We start from the raw sequence: 16,489 nt of genomic DNA, 5'->3' as shown, positions 1-16,489 counted from the left end.
CCCCCTATAGCGGCTCAAATCAATGGAATTGGAGCAATGATGCGGGCAAGAATGCGGCTGATGGCGGGTTGTATGGCCTTTGGTCCCATGCTGGCATGGCCCCTGATGGCGATGGCCGACGAGGCCGCAGACCCGCAAACCATCGTGGTGACAGGGCGTGGCCTGGAGGAAGGCGCGGCCCCCGCCGCCTATGACAGCCAGGTGATCACGCGCGACACGCTGCTCTCCAGCGCCTCGGGCCGGATCGAGGATGTTCTTTCGGGAATCGCCGGTTTTCAACAGTTTCGTCGGTCGGACAGCCGCTCGGCCAATCCGTCCTCGCAGGGCGTGACGCTGCGCGCGCTGGGTGGCAACGCAGCGGCGCGCACGCTGGTGCTGCTCGATGGCGTGCCCATGGCGGACCCGATGTTCGGCTCGGTGGCGCTTTCTGCCATCGCGCCGGAACGTCTGGGCGCGGCCAAGGTGATGCGTGGCGGCGGTTCGGGCGCTTTCGGTTCGGGCGCGGTGGCGGGGACCATCGCGCTGGAAAGCGCCGGACGCGATGAAACCGGCCCCGTCTCGGGCGAGGCGCTGGTGGACAACCGCGGCGAGACCACGCTCTCGGCGGGAATCGCCCCCAGGCTGGGCGCGGGCTTTGCCGAAATCTCGGGCCGCTGGGATCGCGGCGAGGGCTTCTGGACCACGCCCGTCAGCCAGCGCGTGCCCGTCAGCGCCCGCGCCGCCTATGACGGCTGGAGCATCTCCGCGCGCGCCGTGGCCCCTATCGCGCCCGACATCGAGCTGCAGGGCCGCGTGCTGGCCTTCCGCGACCAGCGCACTCTGCGCTTCACCGGGGCCGACAGCCGCAGCTTTGGCGAGGATGCCAGTGTGCGCCTTGTCGGCCGGGGCCCGTGGGCCTTCGATGTGCTGGCCTATCTGCAGGATCGCGGTTTTTCGAACATCACCGTCTCCTCCACCACCTTCAAGCCCACGCTGGACCAGCGCTCCACGCCCTCGACGGGAATGGGCGGCAAGGCGGAACTGCGCCCGCCGGTGGGCAAGGATCATGTGCTGCGCTTCGGCACCGACTGGCGCCGCACGCAGGGCGATCTGGCCGAGGTGAGCCTGTCGGCCACGGGTGCCGCCACCGCCTATCGCTGGGCGGGTGGGCGCAACGACGATGTCGGCTTCTACGCGCAGGACGACTGGACTCTGGGCATGCTGACCCTGACCGGCGGAGTGCGCGAGGATCGCTGGAGCATCAACGACGGCTATGTCCGTCTGGCGGGGGCGACGGGCGCTGTTACCTCCAACACTGCCTATGATCCGCGCGCCGGCTGGGCGCTGTCGGGCCGGGGCGGGGCGCTGTTGCGGGTGGCGCCGGGCGTGGTGCTGCGCGGCTCGGCCTACAGCGGGCTGCGCATGCCGACGATCAACGAACTGTACCGCAGCTTCGTGGTCTTCCCCATCACCACCAACGCCAATCCGCAATTGGGCAATGAGCGGCTGAAGGGTTATGAGGCGGGCGTCGATTTTGGGCCCTTTGCCGGGCTGACGCTATCGGCCACGGGGTTTATCAACCGGCTCGACCATGCCATCGCCAATGTCACCATCGGCACCAATCTGCGCGAGCGCGAGAATGTCGATGCCATCCGCGCCAAGGGGCTGGAGTTCGGCGCCAAGGGCAATTGGGGCGCGGTGAACCTCGATGCTTCGCTGGCGCTGACCGATTCGCGGATGGAGACCAGCGGGGCGGCGATCGGCCTCAACGGCCTGCGCCCGGCGCAGACTCCTTTCTTCGCGGGCAGCGCCACGCTGGGCTGGCATCCGCATCAAGGGCGGCTGGCAGGCTGGCAGATGGCCGCTACGGTGCGCCGCTGGGGCTGGCAGTATGAGGATGATCTCAACAGCGCCAACTCGATCATGCCCGCCGCGACCACGCTGGGCCTCTTCGCGCAGGCGCCTTTGACGCATGGCTTCAGCGTGATCGTGCGCGCGGAAAACCTGACCGATGCCACGGTGCTGACGCGCAACCAAGCCGGCAGTATCGATCTGGGCACGCCGCGCACCATCTGGGTGGGCGTGCGTTTCGGGGGAGCGAAGGGGTAAAGGCTCTTGCGCGTCATGGCCGGGCAGGCCACCAGACCGCCATGCCCAGCCTGACCGTCAACGGCCATCCTCTGGCCTTTCATCTCGACCCGCAGACGCCCCTGCTCTGGGCGCTGCGCGAGGCGGCCAATCTCACCGGCACCAAATATGGCTGCGGCAGCGGCGATTGCCGCGCCTGTCTGGTGCTGGTCGACGGGCAGGCCTTGCCCTCCTGTCAGATGAGTCTGGCGCAGGCCGAGGGGCGCAACGTCACCACCATCGAGGGGGTGAGCCATGATCGCTCGCACCCCGTGCAGCAGGCGATGATGGCGGAAGGCGCGGTGCAATGCGGCTTTTGCACGCCCGGTCTGGTGATGGCCGGGGCGGCGTTGCTGGCCAGCAATGCCAACCCTTCCGATGCCGATATCAAGGCGGCCATCACCGGCCTGTGCCGCTGCGGCGTCTATCCGCGCCTGCTGCGCGTCATTCATCGCGCCGCGCGGGTGATGCGCGGGGAATAGAAGATTGCCGCCATGCCCGCGCCGGGCATCGTGCAGACTGTGCCCGCCTTGCATGAAGAGCGTGGCACCCGCTAAGGGGCGGAAAATTTCGATAGGGATTATTCGATGAAGGCGACCATCTGGCACAATCCGGGCTGCTCCACCTCGCGCAAGACGCTGGCGATGCTGGAGGACGTGCCGGGCATCGATCTCACCGTCGTCGAATATCTCAAGACCCCGCCCGGCGCCGAGAAGCTGGCTCAGCTCTATCGCGATGCCGGCATGACGCCCCAGCAGGGCCTGCGCACCCGCAACACCGACGCTGTCGAGCGCGGCCTGCCTCAGGCCGATGACGCCACCGTGCTGGCTGCCATGGTCGCCACCCCCGTGCTGATCGAGCGCCCGCTGGTGGAGACCGACAAGGGCGTGCGCCTGTGCCGCCCGCAGGAGCTTGTAAGCGAAATCATCTGATCCCATGAAGGCCACGGCTGGTGGCGCGGTGGGGTGATTATCCACCGTATTGCGCAGGATACGCCTCATGGCGAGACAGCGCTGACACCGGTTTGCTTGCATTCATCGGAGCAAATGGGCACATCACGGCCCAACATCGAAGACGATAGCTCAGGGAAACGACGAAAAGATGACAGGTGAACTTGTCCGCGAGGCGCCCCTCGACCGGTTCAAAACCGGGATCAAGCGCCGCCTCGGGCCTTGGGGCGTGTTTCTCGAAGGCTTTCTGCGCAACCCGGTGATGGTCGGCTCGATCGTGCCCTCCTCGCGTTTCACCATCAACAAGATGCTGTCCCGCGTGAACTGGGACGAATGCAAGCTCTTCGTTGAATATGGCCCCGGCGTCGGCACCTTTTGCCGCCCGGTTCTCAGCCGTCTGCGTCGTGACGGCATGCTGATCGTGATCGACACGAACCCGCTGTTCATCGACTATCTCAACGCCACCATCGCCGACAGCCGCTTCGTGGCCGTCCACGGCTCGGCGGCGGATGTCGAGGCGATCGTGCGCGCCCATGGTCACGATCATGCCGATTACGTGTTGTCCGGCCTGCCCTTCTCCACCCTGCCGGATGGCGTGGGGCCAGCCATCGCCTCGGCCACGCATCGCGTGCTGCGCCAGGGCGGGGCCTTTCTGGTCTATCAGTTCACCTCCCGCGCGCGCGACTTCATGGCGCGGCATTTCTCGCGCATCGACAATGCGATGGAGTTCATCAACGTGCCGCCGTGCTTCCTTTATTGGGGCTGGAAGGACGAAGCATAACAGGAAGATGCGAGGGGGTTACCCCCTCGCGCTCCCATGACGTCTTCCGACGATAGGGCAGTGGTATCCCAAGGGTGCGCAACCTTCCCATGGGCACAGAAAAGGCGCCGCAGGCAGGAATGCCCCGGCGCCTTTTTCTCGTTTAAAAGCCTGCGGCGCGGCAACGTTAGCTCTGTGGCCGAGCCCGAGGCGTTCCGTGGACATTAACGGGAGCGCGAGGGCGATGGCCCTCGCATTCCTCTTTTTCCTTAAATCACCGAAACGTCTCCGACAAAGACTCCCGCCCGCCCCCGCCGGCCAATTGTCCATGCACGGCGGCGATTATCGCGCTGGCCAGGATGCTCACCACGCCGCTGATCAGGCCCGAAACCAGCCCGTTCGCCGTGAAATAGGCCTTGCTGTATTGCGGCGTGCCCAGCTTCACCAGCGTGCTCAGCAGCATGAAGACGACCATGCCGATCACGGCATAGGCCACCATCAGAACCAGATAGAAGCCCAGCAGCGTGGCGGTGTTGCCGCGCGTCAGCGCCCATGAGCGGCGCAGGGCGCGCCATGGGTTGGCGATCTGGTCGATCACGATGGCGGGCAGGGTCAACGACAGGCGGGTGACGGCATAGATCAGGAAGCCGATAAAGCCTGCCGTGCCGATGGCCACGATGATGATGACGGGCGCGCTCATGGCGCCTGCGCCTGCCGCGGCTCCGGTCGCCACGCCGACGATGGCGCCCAGAATGCCCAGCACCAGCACGAAGACCATGCCAGAGAGAACATAGCCCAGCATCAGCAGCAGCCCCACGCCAAACACCGTCGGCAGGCGCTTCAGGCCCAGCAGGATGGCCTGGCCCACCGTGGGCCGCGCCGCATCGGTCAGCAGCGCCATCATCGACATGGTGCCCACCGTCTGCACCAGCAGCAGCCCCACGATATAGGGGCCCATCTGGGCATAGATGCCGCTCAGCGCCTGAAACATGGCTTTCGGGTCTTGCTGGTTGGCGGCGGCCATGTTGCGCATCAGATCTTCCTGCAGGCCCGACAGGAAGAAGGCCGAGGTCACGCCCGGCAGAAAGAAGAAGACGCCGGCCAGAACCAGCAGCAGTTCCTTGTTGGCGCTGCACAGGCGAACGGCCTGCTGCCAGGCCAGATTGCCATCGAAACGCATTGGTGTGGGCCCCCTTTGTGGCACGTTGAACGCCCCGCATGGCGCAGGGTTCACTATGCCCCCTTGATAACCACGGCAAATCGTTTCAGGCAATCACCCATGTCGCCGAGTCCCGAAACCGCCGCCCTGAGCCACCCCATCGAGTTCCGCCACGAAGCCGAGCCCGTGCCCTATCGCGCGGCGCTCGACGCCATGACCGCGCGCAACACCGCCATCGCCGACGGCACGGCGGGAGAGCTGATCTGGCTGCTCGATCATCTGCCGGTCTACACCGCCGGAACCAGCGCGGCGGCCTCCGACCTGCTGGACCCGCGTTTCGAGATCGTCGAGGCCGGGCGTGGCGGGCGCTACACCTATCACGGCCCCGGCCAGCGCATCGGCTATGTTCTGCTGGACCTAACCAAGCGCAAGCGCGACGTGCGCGGCTTCGTCTCCGCGCTGGAAAGCTGGGTGATCGCCACTCTGCGCGATTTCGGCGTGGAAAGCTGGCGATCGGACGCGGGCGTGGGCATCTGGACCCGCGATATCGACGGCTCGGAAGCCAAGATCGGCGCCATCGGCGTGCGCATCCGCCGCTGGGTGACGATGCACGGCTTTTCGGTGAATCTCTCGCCCGACCTCACCCATTTTTCGGGCATCGTGCCCTGCGGCATCGCCGAAAAAGGCGTCACCAGCCTTGAAAGGCTTGGCATCAAGGTTTCCGCGGTGCAATGGGATGAGGCCCTGCTGGCGCGCGCGGACGAGTTCCTCGCCATGCTCGACCAGCCCTGTCCCCCCCGGGGCTAACCCCCCTGATCTTGCCTGAGGACTCTATGCCCGCTCTCAAGACTTCTTCGCTTCTGCTGGCGGTGGCCGCTGCCCTGTCGCTGTCGGCCTGCCACGGCAAGCCCGACAAGACCGAGGATTCCCGCTCCGCAGAGGGCGAGGTGCTGTCCGCCACGGTCAGCGATTCCATGGTGCCGGTCGAAACGCCCACCTCCACCCCGCCGCCCGCGCCGCGCAAGGATGTCGGCTCGCAGGCGGCTGAGGACGCCACCAGCGATGCCGCCGATCTGAAGCAGGCGATGGATGCGCTGAAGGCCGATCAGAGCGGGGCGGATAAGCCTGCCGATAAGCCTGCGGATTCGCAGTAAGGTTTAGCAGGAAGAGGCGAGGGCCATCGCCCTCGCGCTCCCTTTACTGTCTGCGTTGGCGTCAGGGGTTCGGCCATAGGGCTAACGTCGCTGCGCCGCAGGCTTTTAAATGAGAAAAGGCGCCGGGGCTTCCTGCCTGCGGCGCCTTTCTGTTGTGCTGGTGGAGAGGTTGAGCGTGGCGATGCGGTGCCGCGGCCCGAGCGTCGGAAGACGTTCCGGGAGCGCGAGGGGGTAACCCCCTCGCACTTTCCTTTTCTTACAGGTCTTCCTCTTCCGGCAAAGGCACCTTGAACCCGTTCAGCGTGGTGGACACCATGCAGTACAGCCCGACCAGATAGATGAACTCCGCCGTGCCATCGCGGCCGAAGGCCTGTTCGGCTTCCTGGTACAGGATTTCCGGCACGATTCCGCCGTTCACCAGAGCGAAGGCGAAATCATAGGCCAGGCCTTCCTCATAGGTGAGGTCGGCGGGGCGGTTGCCGCTGCTGATGGTGCGGACCTTGGAGTCCGAAAGCCCGCGCAGCTTGGCCACAAGGATATGGGCATAAAGCTCGTAGGCGGAATGGAAATGCGCGCCGGTGACGAGGATGCCGATCTCGCGGATGGGCTTGGGCAGGACGGGGTTGTCGCCCAGCGCCAGCACCAGCTTCCACACCGGGCCGCCGAATTGCGGGAAGCTGAGCCAGGGGTTCCAGGGGCCGATCAGGTCGTCCTTGTTGTCGATGGCGGTGAAGCCGGCGAAGTTCTTGTGAATGCCGGCTTTCATATCCTCATAGAGGGCCAGCTGGTCGCCTTCGAGGGTGGTGTGATCGAGTTGGGGGAGGCGCATGGGGACTCCTTCTGATGCAGCGAGGGGGGGGGTGGTGCTGCATCTGCGAAGTAACCATGGGAGGGGCTTGGTCGCCAAGAAGAAATTTGGCCCCCTGAACACAGGAGGTGATCAGATGTACTGTGGTCTCGACAGACAGATTGGCGTGGTGGCCAGCATGCCGACGACGAGGGCATGCCTGTCGCTCTGGCTGAAGCCGAGGCGCAGGCCGAGCAGGGCGATCAGGCCACTGGTGTGCCTGGGGAGCGCGGCGGTGGCTGGGCGCCGCTCGCTCCAGAGCTGAATCTGGAGGGTGAGCGTGCGGTCGATCAGCGCTGGATCATCGCGGGCCGTGATGCAGCCCCATGGCTGAATGGCGAGCGCGCCCTGGTTCAGGGCATGGCGGGTGAACAGCACGCAGCCGCCAGCGGCCAGTGCGGTGAAGCAGGCCAGCTCGGCGAGACTCCATGCCAGCCGCCGGACCAGCCTGCGCATCACTTCGCTCCCAGATCGCCCTTGCCGACCGAGCCGCTGGCCATCTCCAGCATGCGGTCGAGGCTGTGCTTGGCCTTGAGGCGCAGGCCTTCCTCGATCTCGATGCGGGGGCTGAGATCACGCAGGCTGATATAGAGCTTTTCCAGCGTGTTGAGCGCCATGTAGGGGCAGATGTTGCAGTTGCAGTTGCCGTCTCCGCCCGGCGCGCCGATGAAGGTCTTGTCGGGCATGGCCAGCTGCATCTGGTGGATGATATGCGGTTCGGTCGCCACGATCAGCGTGTCGCCGGTCATCGCCTTGGCGTAGTTGAGGATGCCGCTGGTGGAGCCCACATAATCGGCGTGATCGACGATGGTGGGCGGGCATTCCGGGTGAGCCGCGATGGGCGCGCCGGGGTGCTGGGCTTTCAGCTTGAGCAGTTCGGTCTCGCTGAAGGCCTCATGCACGATGCAGACGCCGGGCCACAGCAGCATCTCGCGGTTGAACTTGCGCGACAGATAGCCGCCCAGATGGCGGTCGGGGCCGAAGATGATCTTCTGGTCCTTGGGGATCTGCTGCAGGATCGTTTCCGCCGAGGACGACGTCACGATGATGTCCGACAGCGCCTTCACCTCGGTCGAGCAGTTGATGTAGGTGAGCGCGATATGATCGGGATGGGCCTCGCGGAAGGCCTTGAAGCGTGCGGGCGGGCAGGCATCTTCAAGGCTGCAGCCCGCGTTCATATCGGGCAGGATCACCGTCTTTTCGGGGCTCAGGATCTTGGCGACCTCGGCCATGAACTTCACGCCGCAGAAGGCGATCACCTCGGCATCGGTTTCGGCGGCCTTGCGGCTCAGTTCCAGCGAATCGCCGACGAAATCGGCCAGATCCTGCAATTCCGGCTTCTGATAGTAATGCGCCAGGATGACGACATTCTTCTCGCGGCGCAGGCGCTCGATCTCGGCGCGGATGTCGATGCCAACGAGCGATGGGTGCTGGGCGGTCATGAACGGCATTCCCTCGATGAATTTGCGCCCATCTAGGAAGCCTTGGCGCTTCTCCCAAGGGAAAACACCAATTGCGAGTGATTATCATTGTGTTTGCCATCCGGCTTTGCCGGGATGCACATGGTCCCATTCAGATCAGCGCGAAGCTCTCACCCTCCTGCCGCACCAGCCCGCGCCGGATCAGATCGAGCAGATGTGCCAGCACCGAACGTCCCGCCGCGCCCACCAGCCGCGAGTCCAGCCCGACGTACATGCGCGCGACCAGCGCGGGAATGTCGCTCAATCCTTCCTCCAGCAGGGTCAGGATCTGGCGCTCGCGCTGGCGGCGGTGGCCGATGTTGCCGCGCACGAATTGGCGGGGTTTTTCGATGGGCTCGCCATGAGCGGGGTAATAGATGCGGTCCTGCCGCTCATAGAGTCGCTCAAGGCTGGCCATATAGGCGCCCATATCGCCATCGGGCGGCGAGACCACGCTGGTCGACCAGCCCATCACATGGTCGCCGGTGAAGAGCGCGCCGCTCTCCTCCAGCGCGAAGCACAGATGGTTGGAGGTGTGGCCCGGCGTGGCGACAGCGGTCAACGTGAAGCCGGGGCCGGCGATCTGCTCGCCATCGGCCAGAATGCGGTCGGGGCGGTAGTTGGCGTCGAAGGCGGCGTCGGCGCGGGGGCCTTCATCCTCCAGCGTCAGCGGGGCACAGCCGATGATCGGGGCCCCGGTGCGTTCCGCCAGAGGCGCCGCGGCGGGGGAATGATCGCGATGGGTATGAGTGCAGGCGATGGCCACAACCTGCGCGCCGCCGATGGCGGCCACCAGCGCGTCGAGATGCTCCTCCTCCGCCGGGCCTGGATCGATCACCACCACGGCCTGATCGGTGCCGACCAGATAGGTCTGCGTGCCGGTGTAGGTGTAGGGCGAGGCATTGGGCGCCAGAATGCGCCGCACCAGCGGTTCGGGGCGGGTGACAAGGCCGGTGGGCCAGGGTTGGGGGGGCAGGGCCATGCTTCCCATATGGGGAGCATGGCCGGGCTTGTCGAGGTTACGCCGCGCCGGCTGTGCTTTGGGTCAGGGAATCGAGCCGCGCCCGCAGCCTGTCGAGCCCGGAAGGGCCGGTGCCGCGATACTCCTCGCGCCGTTGTTGGTCGATGCGCAGCAGGCGGGCGTAGAAATGCTCGGTGGCGGTGATCAGCTCGCGCACCGAGGCATCGAACATCATCATCCGCATCGGATCGGCGGTGGGGAAGTCCGGCGCAAGCCTGCCATAACGGCGCAACTGGAAGGCGCTCAACTCGCCCATGAAGAAGGCGCGGTGGTTGAGCAACCAGGCCATGGCATGCATCATCCGCGTGGTTGTGCGCAAAGCCTCGCAAGAGAGCGCAATACGCAGCGCGTCCTCATTCGAGCCGGTCGCCTCGATCCGTCCCGACAGGTCGAAGACGCTGCGTACCTCATCCGAGAGGACGAGCGCCTCGGCATAGAGCCCTTCCACGATCCGGGCATTGAGAGTGCTGGTGATGGTCATCGCATGCCCTGTTAACCGGGGCGGGGCGGCTCTGACAAATGGGGCCTTGGCGCAAGATGGTCCCGAAACGGGACGTTTGGCAAAAGGCCCCGAAATGGCACGGATCAGGGTTTATCCGGAGTAGGGCTTGCCAGCGCTGGCGGTGCCCCTTTCGGGTTAGGCGATGATGTCGGGGATCAGATAGTCCTCGATCTGGCTGATCTGGTCCTTCAGGCGCAGCTTGCGCTTTTTCAGCCTGGCGATCTGCAACTGGTCCTGGCTGCCCGCGCCACTGAGGGCATCGATGGCGGCATCCATATCACGATGCTCGATTCGCAGCATTTCCAGCCGCTTGCGCAGTTCTTCCTCGGTCATGGTCACAGGTCTCGGGCGCAAGAGGGAAAGGCGGCGTGAGGCATAGTGGGGGGCATATAAGGACAACTCATCGCAATCACATGCGGCTCACCGCCACAGGCCTTGGCAGGATAGGCGCGATGTGGCTCTATGACAATCACGGAAGGCACAGTGCCTTGCCGAGTCGGAACTGGCACCGCAGGAAGGGCGACAGGGTCGTCGCCTCAGGAACGCCTTGGGAACAGCGCGAAAAACGCAAAAAGACGTGCCGACGACCGGACAGAAGGGCCCATAAAGGGAAGGATCCCCAAAGGGTCTGTGCCGGATGTATCTGCTGAACGCCCCTTTGGGGGTAGCCTCTCCCGAGGACCAGCGGACATGAGGGTGAACCGGGCCCCGAGCAGGCTGCCGATAAAGGGCAGGCTTGCCACGCGCCCCTTCCAACCGACCAAGGCCGAACCGATCAAGTCTCGCGGCCTTCGAGAAGGAGAGTAGCTCATGGAAACATCGCACTACACTGCCCTGCAAACCAAGCACGCCGGCCTGGAGCGCCGTATCCATCAGGAAATGTCCCGACCTCTCCCCGATCCCGTGACGATCCAGTCGCTCAAACGCGCCAAGCTGCGCATCAAGGATGAACTTCTGGCGCAATAGCAGCCGGTTCGATCCGATCTTCGGCAGGCAGGTAACAGGCGGCAGGTTTCACGTCGCGCTGATGGATTGCGTGCGCATGGTTGTGGCGTGATCGGCCATCCCATGCGGCTCAACCATCATGCAGCGCGAGCTTTGCCCGCGCGCTTGCGCCTCAGCTGCCAATGCGCGGCGCTCCGGCCTGTAACCCGGGGCGCCGTTGCTTTTCAGCGACTTTTGCATCGCCCTCTTGCACTGGCCTGATAGGCCGGTTTCAGTGACAAGGTCATGACAGCCATGCCTGAAACGCATGGAAGCAACATTTGTTCTGCGGCTTCGGGCCGCTGCATGTGAATTCATGGGTGTGGCCACCTTGTGCGCATTGCATTCGCCGCGCTTTCGGCTAGGCCATGGCTATGACCAGTGCTCCTGTCGGCCCCGTGAACTCCTCCTCCGCCGTCAGCGCGGCGCGCACCATTCTCACGCGTCTGCATGAGGTGATGGCCAGCCGCCAGAACGCCCAGGCCAAGCTGAACACCGTGGTCGAGGTGATCGGCGAGAGCCTGCATTCGGAAGTCTGCTCGATCTATCTGCTGCGCGAGGGCATGCTGGAGCTGTTCGCCACCCGCGGCCTGGCGCAGGAGGCGGTCCACGTCACCCGCATGGCCATCGGCGAAGGTCTGGTCGGCAGCATCGCGGCCCGCAACGAGACGCTCAATCTGGCCGAGGCGGCGGCCCACCCCGACTTTTCCTATCGCCCCGAAACGGGCGAGGACCGTTTCCACTCCTTCGCGGGCGTGCCCATCGTGCGGCGCGAGCGGTCGGTGGGCGTGCTCTGCGTGCAGCATGTCGATCCGCGCCGCTATGAGGAGATCGAGATCGAGGCGCTGCAGACGGTGGCCATGGTGCTGTCCGAACTGATCGCCAATGCCGAGCTGGTCGATGAGGAGGATTTTCTCGGCCTCGCCGCATCGCTGACCGGGCCCGAACAGCTGCGCGGCCTCACGCTGGTGAAGGGCCTGGCGGCGGGCGTCGCGGTCTATCACCAGCCGCGCATCACCATCGAGCATATCGTCGCCGAAGACACCGAGGCCGAGCGCCAGCGCGTCTATATGGCCTTCGACAAGATGCGCGACCAGATCGACCGCATGGCGTCGCAGGCCGAATTCGGCGGTGGCGGAGAGCATGACGAGGTTCTCGAAACCTATCGCATGTTCGCCTATGACGAAGGCTGGAGCCGCCGCATCAATGAGGCGATCGACAGCGGCCTTACCGCCGAGGCGGCGATCGAGCGCGTGCAGCAGCGCACCCGCATGCGCATGCGCCAGATCGACGATCCGCTGCTGGCCGACCGCATGCATGATCTGGAGGATCTCTCCAACCGCCTGCTGCGCATCGTTTCGGGCCAGCTGGGCACGGCGGCCAGCATGGGGCTGCGTCATGACGCCATTCTGATCGCCCGCAACCTCGGCCCCGCCGAGCTGCTGGAGTATGACAAGCGCCGGCTCAAGGGCGTGATCCTCGAGGAAGGCTCGCTGACCGCTCACGTCATCATCGTGGCGCGCGCCATGGGCATTCCGGTGCTGGGCCGGGTGAAGAGCCTGCGCGGTGTGGTGCGCGAAGGCGATCCGCTGCTGCTCGATGCCGATCAGGGCATCGCCTTCGTGCGCCCCACGCGCGACATGGGCATCGCCTTCGACGAGCGCCATGCCAAGACCCGCGAGCGCCAGGCCGCCTATGCCGCCCTGCGCGACATGCAGCCGGTCACCGCCTGTGGCGAGCGCATCACGGTGATGGTCAATGCCGGCCTGCGCGAGGACATGCCCAATGTCTCGCTGACGGGCGCCGATGGCGTGGGCCTGTTCCGCACCGAATTCCAGTTCCTCGTTTCGGCCACGCTGCCCAGCCGCGAGCGCCAGACGCGGCTCTACCGCGATGTGATGGATACGGCGGGCGACAAGCCGGTGGTCTTCCGCACCGTGGACATCGGCGGCGACAAGAGCCTGCCCTATCTGCGTCATGACGAAGACCATAATGAGGAAAACCCGGCCATGGGCTGGCGCGCTTTGCGTGTCGCCCTTGAACGCGACGGGCTGCTCAAGGTGCAGGCCCGCGCCCTGCTGGAAGCTTCGGCCGGGCGCACGCTGCATGTGATGTTCCCGATGATCTCCGAGCCATGGGAGTTCGATGCCGCGAAAGCCGTGTTCGACGGCCAGCTCGCCTGGCTGCGCGGCCAGCGCAAGGCCCTGCCCGAGGCTGTGAAGTTCGGCGCCATGCTCGAAGTGCCCGCTCTGGCGGAAATGCTCGATGTGCTGTGCCCCAAGCTGACCTTCCTGTCGGTGGGCACCAATGATCTGACGCAGTTCCTCTTCGCGGCGGACCGCTCCAACCCCAAGCTGGCCGAGCGTTACGACTGGCTCAGCCCGGCGATCCTGCGCTTCCTGCGCCGGGTCTCGCGCACCTGCCAGCAGCATGGCACGCTGCTGACCGTCTGCGGCGAGATGGGCGGGCGCCAGCTGGAGGCGCTGGCGCTGCTGGGTCTGGGCATCCGCCGCCTGTCGATCACGCCGGCGGCGGTGGGGCCGATCAAGAGCATGCTGCGGCAGGTCCATCTCCATGAAATCGAGGAGGAAATGAACCGCCTGCTCGATGAACCGGCGCAGGATCTGCGGGCGCGGCTGCTGGACTGGGCACAGGCGAGGGGCATCACCTTCGACTAAACCTGCATCCGCCGCGCATCGGGCCGGACCGGGGGCCTTGCGCAGCGCTTCACTTCAACGATTTCCACGCTGCCAACCCGGCTTGGCGGTTGACTTTTTTACCGCTCTGGCCTTGATTCTGGCCCGGGCTTGCGGACACATCGAAAACGGGATCGCACATGGGTGCCGAAGACAAAAATGAGCAGCAGTCAGCACTGACCGCCGGGGGGCGGTTGCGTGGTGCGCGTGAGGCGGCGGGCCTCTCGCTGGAGCAGCTGGGGGAAAAGACCCGTATCCGCGAACGCCATCTGGAGGCGCTGGAGGTGGGCGATTTCGCCGCGCTGCCCGGGCGCACCTATGCGCTTGGTTTTGCGCGCACCTATGCCCGCGCTGTCGGGCTGGATGACGCCGAGATCGTGACCGCCATGCGCGCCGAATATTCCGGCGCCATGCCCGAGGCCGAGGCGCCTCCGGCCCCGGCCTTCACGCCCGGAGATCCCGCGCGCGTGCCCTCCTCGGGCTTTGCCTGGGTGGCGGGCGTGCTGGCGCTGGTCGCGGCAGTGGGCGGCTATGTCTGGTGGAACAATTACTACAGTCCGGCAGCCGAGCTGCCCTCGCTGCTGCCGGCCGAAACGCCCACGCCTCAGGCCACGGCCAGCGGCGCTCCTGCGGCGCCCGCGCCCAAGCCTGCGCAGCCCAGCGGCGACGTGGTCTTCACGGCGCAGGGCACCGGCGTCTGGGTGCGCTTCTACGATGGCGACGGCAAGACGCTGACGGAAAAGGTGCTGAAGGACGGCGAGAGCTACACCGTTCCCGCCGATGCCCATGATCCCAAGCTGCGCACCGGCCATCCCGAGTTGCTGACGATCACCATCGGTGGCCAGAGCGTGCCCAAGATCTCGGAAGAGATGAAGACGGTGAAGGATGTGTCCGTCACCGCCGCCGCGCTGAACGCAAGGGGCAATGCGGCCCCTGCGACCCAGCCCTCGGCTGCGCCATCCGGTCAGGCTTCTGGCCAGCCTGGGCCGCAGCCTTCCGCGACGCCCGGCGCTTCACCCAGCCCGAGCGCCAGTGCGGCGCCTGCCGCGCCTCGCCATGCCGCGCCCCATCCGCGCCGTCACAAGGCCAGGGGTGAGACGGTGACGGCTGGCGGCGTGCTGCCCGCTGGCGTGCCGCTGATCACGCCTCCGGCTGCAAATGGGGGAAATCCCTGATCTTTTCGTGAAGGCCCCCCTGCGCTATCCACAGTTGCAGCGGGGCGTTCCGGCGCAAAGCGGTGCATCACAGGGGGGCGCGGCTCGACAAGAGCGGCGTCCCTGATGCATCAACGATCAGTTTTGTAAAAAGCCTGAGGTCGACGGGGTCGCCGGTCGCAGGCTGCTATGGGCCAGACGGCCTGTTTGGAGCAACGGACGATGAACGAGATGCGGCGGGGCAAGCTGCGTGCGGTGATGCTGGCGGTGCTGGCTTGCGGCACATCGCTGGTGGCGGTGCCGGTGGTGCATGCCCAGGAAGGCACGGTGGAGGAAATCCGCCTGCGCAAGCTGGAGGCCGAAGTGCGCGCCCTTCAGCGCCAGGTCTTCCCCGGCGGCGATCCGAAATTCTTCCCTTCCGACGGTTCGGCGTCCACCATGCCGCAAACCGGCTCACCCACGCCTCAGCCCGGTTCGCCCGCCACCACGCCGGTCACCGATCTGCTGACCCGCATGGACGCGCTCGAAGGGCAGAACGCCCGCCTGACGGCTCAGGTCGAGGATCTCACGCATCGCCTGCGCAAGCTGGAAGGCGCAGCCCCCTCGGCCCCCGGCGTCTCCTCCACCGTTGTGACGCCGCCGCCCTACACCGGCCCGCAGCCGGATGTGGGCGCCACGCCGCTGCCCGCCAGCCAGCCGGCCTATACGCCGCCGCCCCCGCCGGTGGCCAAGCCCAAGCCCGCCCCGGTGGCCGCCGCGCCGACGCCGCCCGCCAAGCCGACGGCAGCGCGCCTCGCGGCGGTGAAGGCCATCGTCAAGCCGCAGACCGACGATCCGGGCGAGGATGAATACACCTATGGCTTCAAGCTGTGGGAGGCCAAGTTCTACCCCGAGGCCGCGCAGCAGCTGAAGCTCTATCTCGAGAAATACCCGCGCCACAAGCGCGTGTCCTACGCCAAGAACCTGCTGGGCCGCGCCTATCTGGATGACAACCAGCCGCGCGAGGCCGCCAACTGGTTCCTGCAGAACTATCAGGGCAACAAGCGTGGCGACCGCGCCGCCGACAGCCTGCTCTATCTGGCGCAGGCCATGGTGGATCTGAAGGACAGCAGCCGCGCCTGCATCGCGCTGGGCGAATTCTCCGACACCTACAAGACCGAGGCCGCCGGGCGGCTGCGCAGCCAGTATGACGAGACCCGCAGAAAAGCGGCGTGCAACTGAGTTTTGCTGCCGAGGCCGAACGCTTCGTTTCGGACCTGACGCGTATCTGGCCTGAAAGCACGAAAGGCGAGTCCCCTCTGGGGCTCGCCGTTTCGGGCGGGCCGGACAGTCTCGCGCTGCTGCTGATCGCTCATGCCGCCCTGCCGGGCCGTGTGGCCGCCGCCACGGTGGACCATGGATTGCGCCCCGAAAGCGCCGCCGAGGCCGCCGAAGTCGCCCGCATTTGCGCTTTGCTGGATGTGCCCCACGCCACGCTGGAGGTCAGCGTGGAGGATGGCAATGTGCAGGCGCAGGCCCGTGACGCCCGCTATGCCGCTCTGGCTGCATGGACGGAGCAGGAAGGGCTCTGCGCCCTCGCCACGGCCCATCATGCCGACGATCAGGTCGAGACGCTGGTGATGCGCCTCAACCGCGCCAGCGGCGTCTCGGGGCTGGCGGGCGTGCGTGAGCGCGGGCTGGTGCCCGCCACCCGCCT

18 protein-coding genes are annotated in these 16,489 nt (G+C 66.0%); 11 read left to right on the top strand and 7 right to left on the bottom strand.

The features are described 5' to 3' along the window. Positions 1–87 precede the first annotated feature (87 nt). From SR3_RS14470 to SR3_RS14455, 4 genes are all read left to right on the top strand, one after another. On the top strand, positions 88–2,088 hold the full coding sequence (locus SR3_RS14470) for a TonB-dependent receptor plug domain-containing protein (RefSeq protein ID WP_245653924.1): 2,001 nt from the start codon (positions 88–90) through the stop codon (positions 2,086–2,088). Between the two features lie 41 nt (positions 2,089–2,129). Next, positions 2,130–2,588: a (2Fe-2S)-binding protein gene (locus tag SR3_RS14465; protein WP_068087314.1), complete on the top strand. Its 459-nt coding sequence runs from the start codon at positions 2,130–2,132 to the stop codon at positions 2,586–2,588. 105 nt (positions 2,589–2,693) lie between these two features. Beyond that, positions 2,694–3,038 (top strand): arsenate reductase family protein, encoded by a 345-nt coding sequence (locus tag SR3_RS14460; protein ID WP_068087312.1) that lies wholly within the window; start codon positions 2,694–2,696, stop codon positions 3,036–3,038. A 169-nt stretch (positions 3,039–3,207) separates the two neighbouring features. Then, positions 3,208–3,837 carry a class I SAM-dependent methyltransferase gene (locus tag SR3_RS14455; RefSeq protein WP_068087311.1) on the top strand — a complete coding sequence of 210 codons (630 nt, stop codon included), beginning with the start codon at positions 3,208–3,210 and terminating at the stop codon, positions 3,835–3,837. A gap of 253 nt (positions 3,838–4,090) precedes the next feature. Here the strand turns inward: SR3_RS14455 and SR3_RS14450 are convergent, their stop codons facing one another. After that, positions 4,091–4,996 carry a glycerophosphoryl diester phosphodiesterase membrane domain-containing protein gene (locus SR3_RS14450; RefSeq protein ID WP_068087309.1) on the bottom strand — a complete coding sequence of 302 codons (906 nt, stop codon included), beginning with the start codon at positions 4,994–4,996 and terminating at the stop codon, positions 4,091–4,093. Positions 4,997–5,095: 99 nt separating this feature from the next. Here SR3_RS14450 and lipB point away from each other — a divergent pair, with 99 nt between their 5' ends. Further along, on the top strand, positions 5,096–5,782 hold the full coding sequence (gene lipB / locus SR3_RS14445) for a lipoyl(octanoyl) transferase LipB (protein WP_068087307.1): 687 nt from the start codon (positions 5,096–5,098) through the stop codon (positions 5,780–5,782). A gap of 26 nt (positions 5,783–5,808) precedes the next feature. Beyond that, positions 5,809–6,129, top strand: coding sequence for a hypothetical protein (locus SR3_RS14440; protein WP_068087304.1), 321 nt, complete (start codon positions 5,809–5,811; stop codon positions 6,127–6,129). 256 nt (positions 6,130–6,385) lie between these two features. On the opposite strand, the gene SR3_RS14435 is transcribed toward SR3_RS14440, so the two are convergent. From SR3_RS14435 to SR3_RS14410, 6 genes are all read right to left on the bottom strand, one after another. After that, positions 6,386–6,958 carry a carboxymuconolactone decarboxylase family protein gene (locus SR3_RS14435; RefSeq protein ID WP_068087301.1) on the bottom strand — a complete coding sequence of 191 codons (573 nt, stop codon included), beginning with the start codon at positions 6,956–6,958 and terminating at the stop codon, positions 6,386–6,388. A 111-nt stretch (positions 6,959–7,069) separates the two neighbouring features. Then, positions 7,070–7,432 carry a hypothetical protein gene (locus SR3_RS14430; protein ID WP_068087298.1) on the bottom strand — a complete coding sequence of 121 codons (363 nt, stop codon included), beginning with the start codon at positions 7,430–7,432 and terminating at the stop codon, positions 7,070–7,072. After that, a complete protein-coding gene (gene nadA / locus SR3_RS14425; RefSeq protein ID WP_068087468.1) occupies positions 7,432–8,418 on the bottom strand; it encodes a quinolinate synthase NadA in 987 nt (328 codons plus the stop codon). Before nadA ends, SR3_RS14430 begins: the two co-directional genes overlap by 1 nt. Positions 8,419–8,548: 130 nt before the next feature. After that, positions 8,549–9,427: an MBL fold metallo-hydrolase gene (locus tag SR3_RS14420; RefSeq protein WP_157098858.1), complete on the bottom strand. Its 879-nt coding sequence runs from the start codon at positions 9,425–9,427 to the stop codon at positions 8,549–8,551. 28 nt (positions 9,428–9,455) lie between these two features. Next, positions 9,456–9,938 carry a DUF1465 family protein gene (locus SR3_RS14415; RefSeq protein WP_068087295.1) on the bottom strand — a complete coding sequence of 161 codons (483 nt, stop codon included), beginning with the start codon at positions 9,936–9,938 and terminating at the stop codon, positions 9,456–9,458. 156 nt (positions 9,939–10,094) lie between these two features. Next, on the bottom strand, positions 10,095–10,292 hold the full coding sequence (locus tag SR3_RS14410; RefSeq protein WP_068087292.1) for a YdcH family protein: 198 nt from the start codon (positions 10,290–10,292) through the stop codon (positions 10,095–10,097). A 477-nt stretch (positions 10,293–10,769) separates the two neighbouring features. Between SR3_RS14410 and SR3_RS30645 the strand changes: the two genes are divergently transcribed. The 5 genes from SR3_RS30645 to tilS all read left to right on the top strand — a co-directional run. After that, the gene (locus tag SR3_RS30645; protein ID WP_084455577.1) at positions 10,770–10,925 is read left to right on the top strand and encodes a YdcH family protein; all 156 of its coding nucleotides are present in this window, start codon (positions 10,770–10,772) and stop codon (positions 10,923–10,925) included. 392 nt (positions 10,926–11,317) lie between these two features. Beyond that, on the top strand, positions 11,318–13,621 hold the full coding sequence (ptsP, locus tag SR3_RS14405) for a phosphoenolpyruvate--protein phosphotransferase (RefSeq protein ID WP_068087291.1): 2,304 nt from the start codon (positions 11,318–11,320) through the stop codon (positions 13,619–13,621). 158 nt (positions 13,622–13,779) lie between these two features. Continuing rightward, entirely contained in the window at positions 13,780–14,814 is a 1,035-nt protein-coding gene (locus tag SR3_RS14400) for a helix-turn-helix domain-containing protein (RefSeq protein ID WP_068087287.1), read from the top strand. Between the two features lie 201 nt (positions 14,815–15,015). Then, entirely contained in the window at positions 15,016–16,014 is a 999-nt protein-coding gene (locus tag SR3_RS14395) for a tetratricopeptide repeat protein (protein ID WP_307561507.1), read from the top strand. Then, positions 16,005–16,489: tRNA lysidine(34) synthetase TilS (tilS, locus tag SR3_RS14390; RefSeq protein ID WP_245653923.1), on the top strand; the 485-nt coding region annotated here is incomplete at its 3' end. The genes SR3_RS14395 and tilS, both read left to right, overlap by 10 nt.

It is taken from the genome of Novosphingobium rosa NBRC 15208 (assembly GCF_001598555.1).
GTDB classification, from domain to species: domain Bacteria; phylum Pseudomonadota; class Alphaproteobacteria; order Sphingomonadales; family Sphingomonadaceae; genus Novosphingobium; species Novosphingobium rosa.
The sequence above is the reverse complement of the archived record's forward strand: the minus strand, read 5'-3'. Positions and strand labels throughout refer to the sequence as shown.

Excerpts from the sequence above, each read along its gene's own strand:
- SR3_RS14470 (WP_245653924.1), top strand. The coding sequence starts at position 88 with ATGCTGGCATGGCCCCTGATGGCGATGGCCGACGAGGCCGCAGACCCG.
- SR3_RS14465 (WP_068087314.1), top strand. The coding sequence starts at position 2,130 with ATGCCCAGCCTGACCGTCAACGGCCATCCTCTGGCCTTTCATCTCGAC.
- SR3_RS14460 (WP_068087312.1), top strand. The coding sequence starts at position 2,694 with ATGAAGGCGACCATCTGGCACAATCCGGGCTGCTCCACCTCGCGCAAG.
- SR3_RS14455 (WP_068087311.1), top strand. The coding sequence starts at position 3,208 with ATGACAGGTGAACTTGTCCGCGAGGCGCCCCTCGACCGGTTCAAAACC.
- SR3_RS14450 (WP_068087309.1), bottom strand. The coding sequence starts at position 4,996 with ATGCGTTTCGATGGCAATCTGGCCTGGCAGCAGGCCGTTCGCCTGTGC.
- lipB (WP_068087307.1), top strand. The coding sequence starts at position 5,096 with ATGTCGCCGAGTCCCGAAACCGCCGCCCTGAGCCACCCCATCGAGTTC.
- SR3_RS14440 (WP_068087304.1), top strand. The coding sequence starts at position 5,809 with ATGCCCGCTCTCAAGACTTCTTCGCTTCTGCTGGCGGTGGCCGCTGCC.
- SR3_RS14435 (WP_068087301.1), bottom strand. The coding sequence starts at position 6,958 with ATGCGCCTCCCCCAACTCGATCACACCACCCTCGAAGGCGACCAGCTG.
- SR3_RS14430 (WP_068087298.1), bottom strand. The coding sequence starts at position 7,432 with ATGCGCAGGCTGGTCCGGCGGCTGGCATGGAGTCTCGCCGAGCTGGCC.
- nadA (WP_068087468.1), bottom strand. The coding sequence starts at position 8,418 with ATGACCGCCCAGCACCCATCGCTCGTTGGCATCGACATCCGCGCCGAG.
- SR3_RS14420 (WP_157098858.1), bottom strand. The coding sequence starts at position 9,427 with ATGGGAAGCATGGCCCTGCCCCCCCAACCCTGGCCCACCGGCCTTGTC.
- SR3_RS14415 (WP_068087295.1), bottom strand. The coding sequence starts at position 9,938 with ATGACCATCACCAGCACTCTCAATGCCCGGATCGTGGAAGGGCTCTAT.
- SR3_RS14410 (WP_068087292.1), bottom strand. The coding sequence starts at position 10,292 with ATGACCGAGGAAGAACTGCGCAAGCGGCTGGAAATGCTGCGAATCGAG.
- SR3_RS30645 (WP_084455577.1), top strand. The coding sequence starts at position 10,770 with ATGGAAACATCGCACTACACTGCCCTGCAAACCAAGCACGCCGGCCTG.
- ptsP (WP_068087291.1), top strand. The coding sequence starts at position 11,318 with ATGACCAGTGCTCCTGTCGGCCCCGTGAACTCCTCCTCCGCCGTCAGC.
- SR3_RS14400 (WP_068087287.1), top strand. The coding sequence starts at position 13,780 with ATGGGTGCCGAAGACAAAAATGAGCAGCAGTCAGCACTGACCGCCGGG.
- SR3_RS14395 (WP_307561507.1), top strand. The coding sequence starts at position 15,016 with ATGAACGAGATGCGGCGGGGCAAGCTGCGTGCGGTGATGCTGGCGGTG.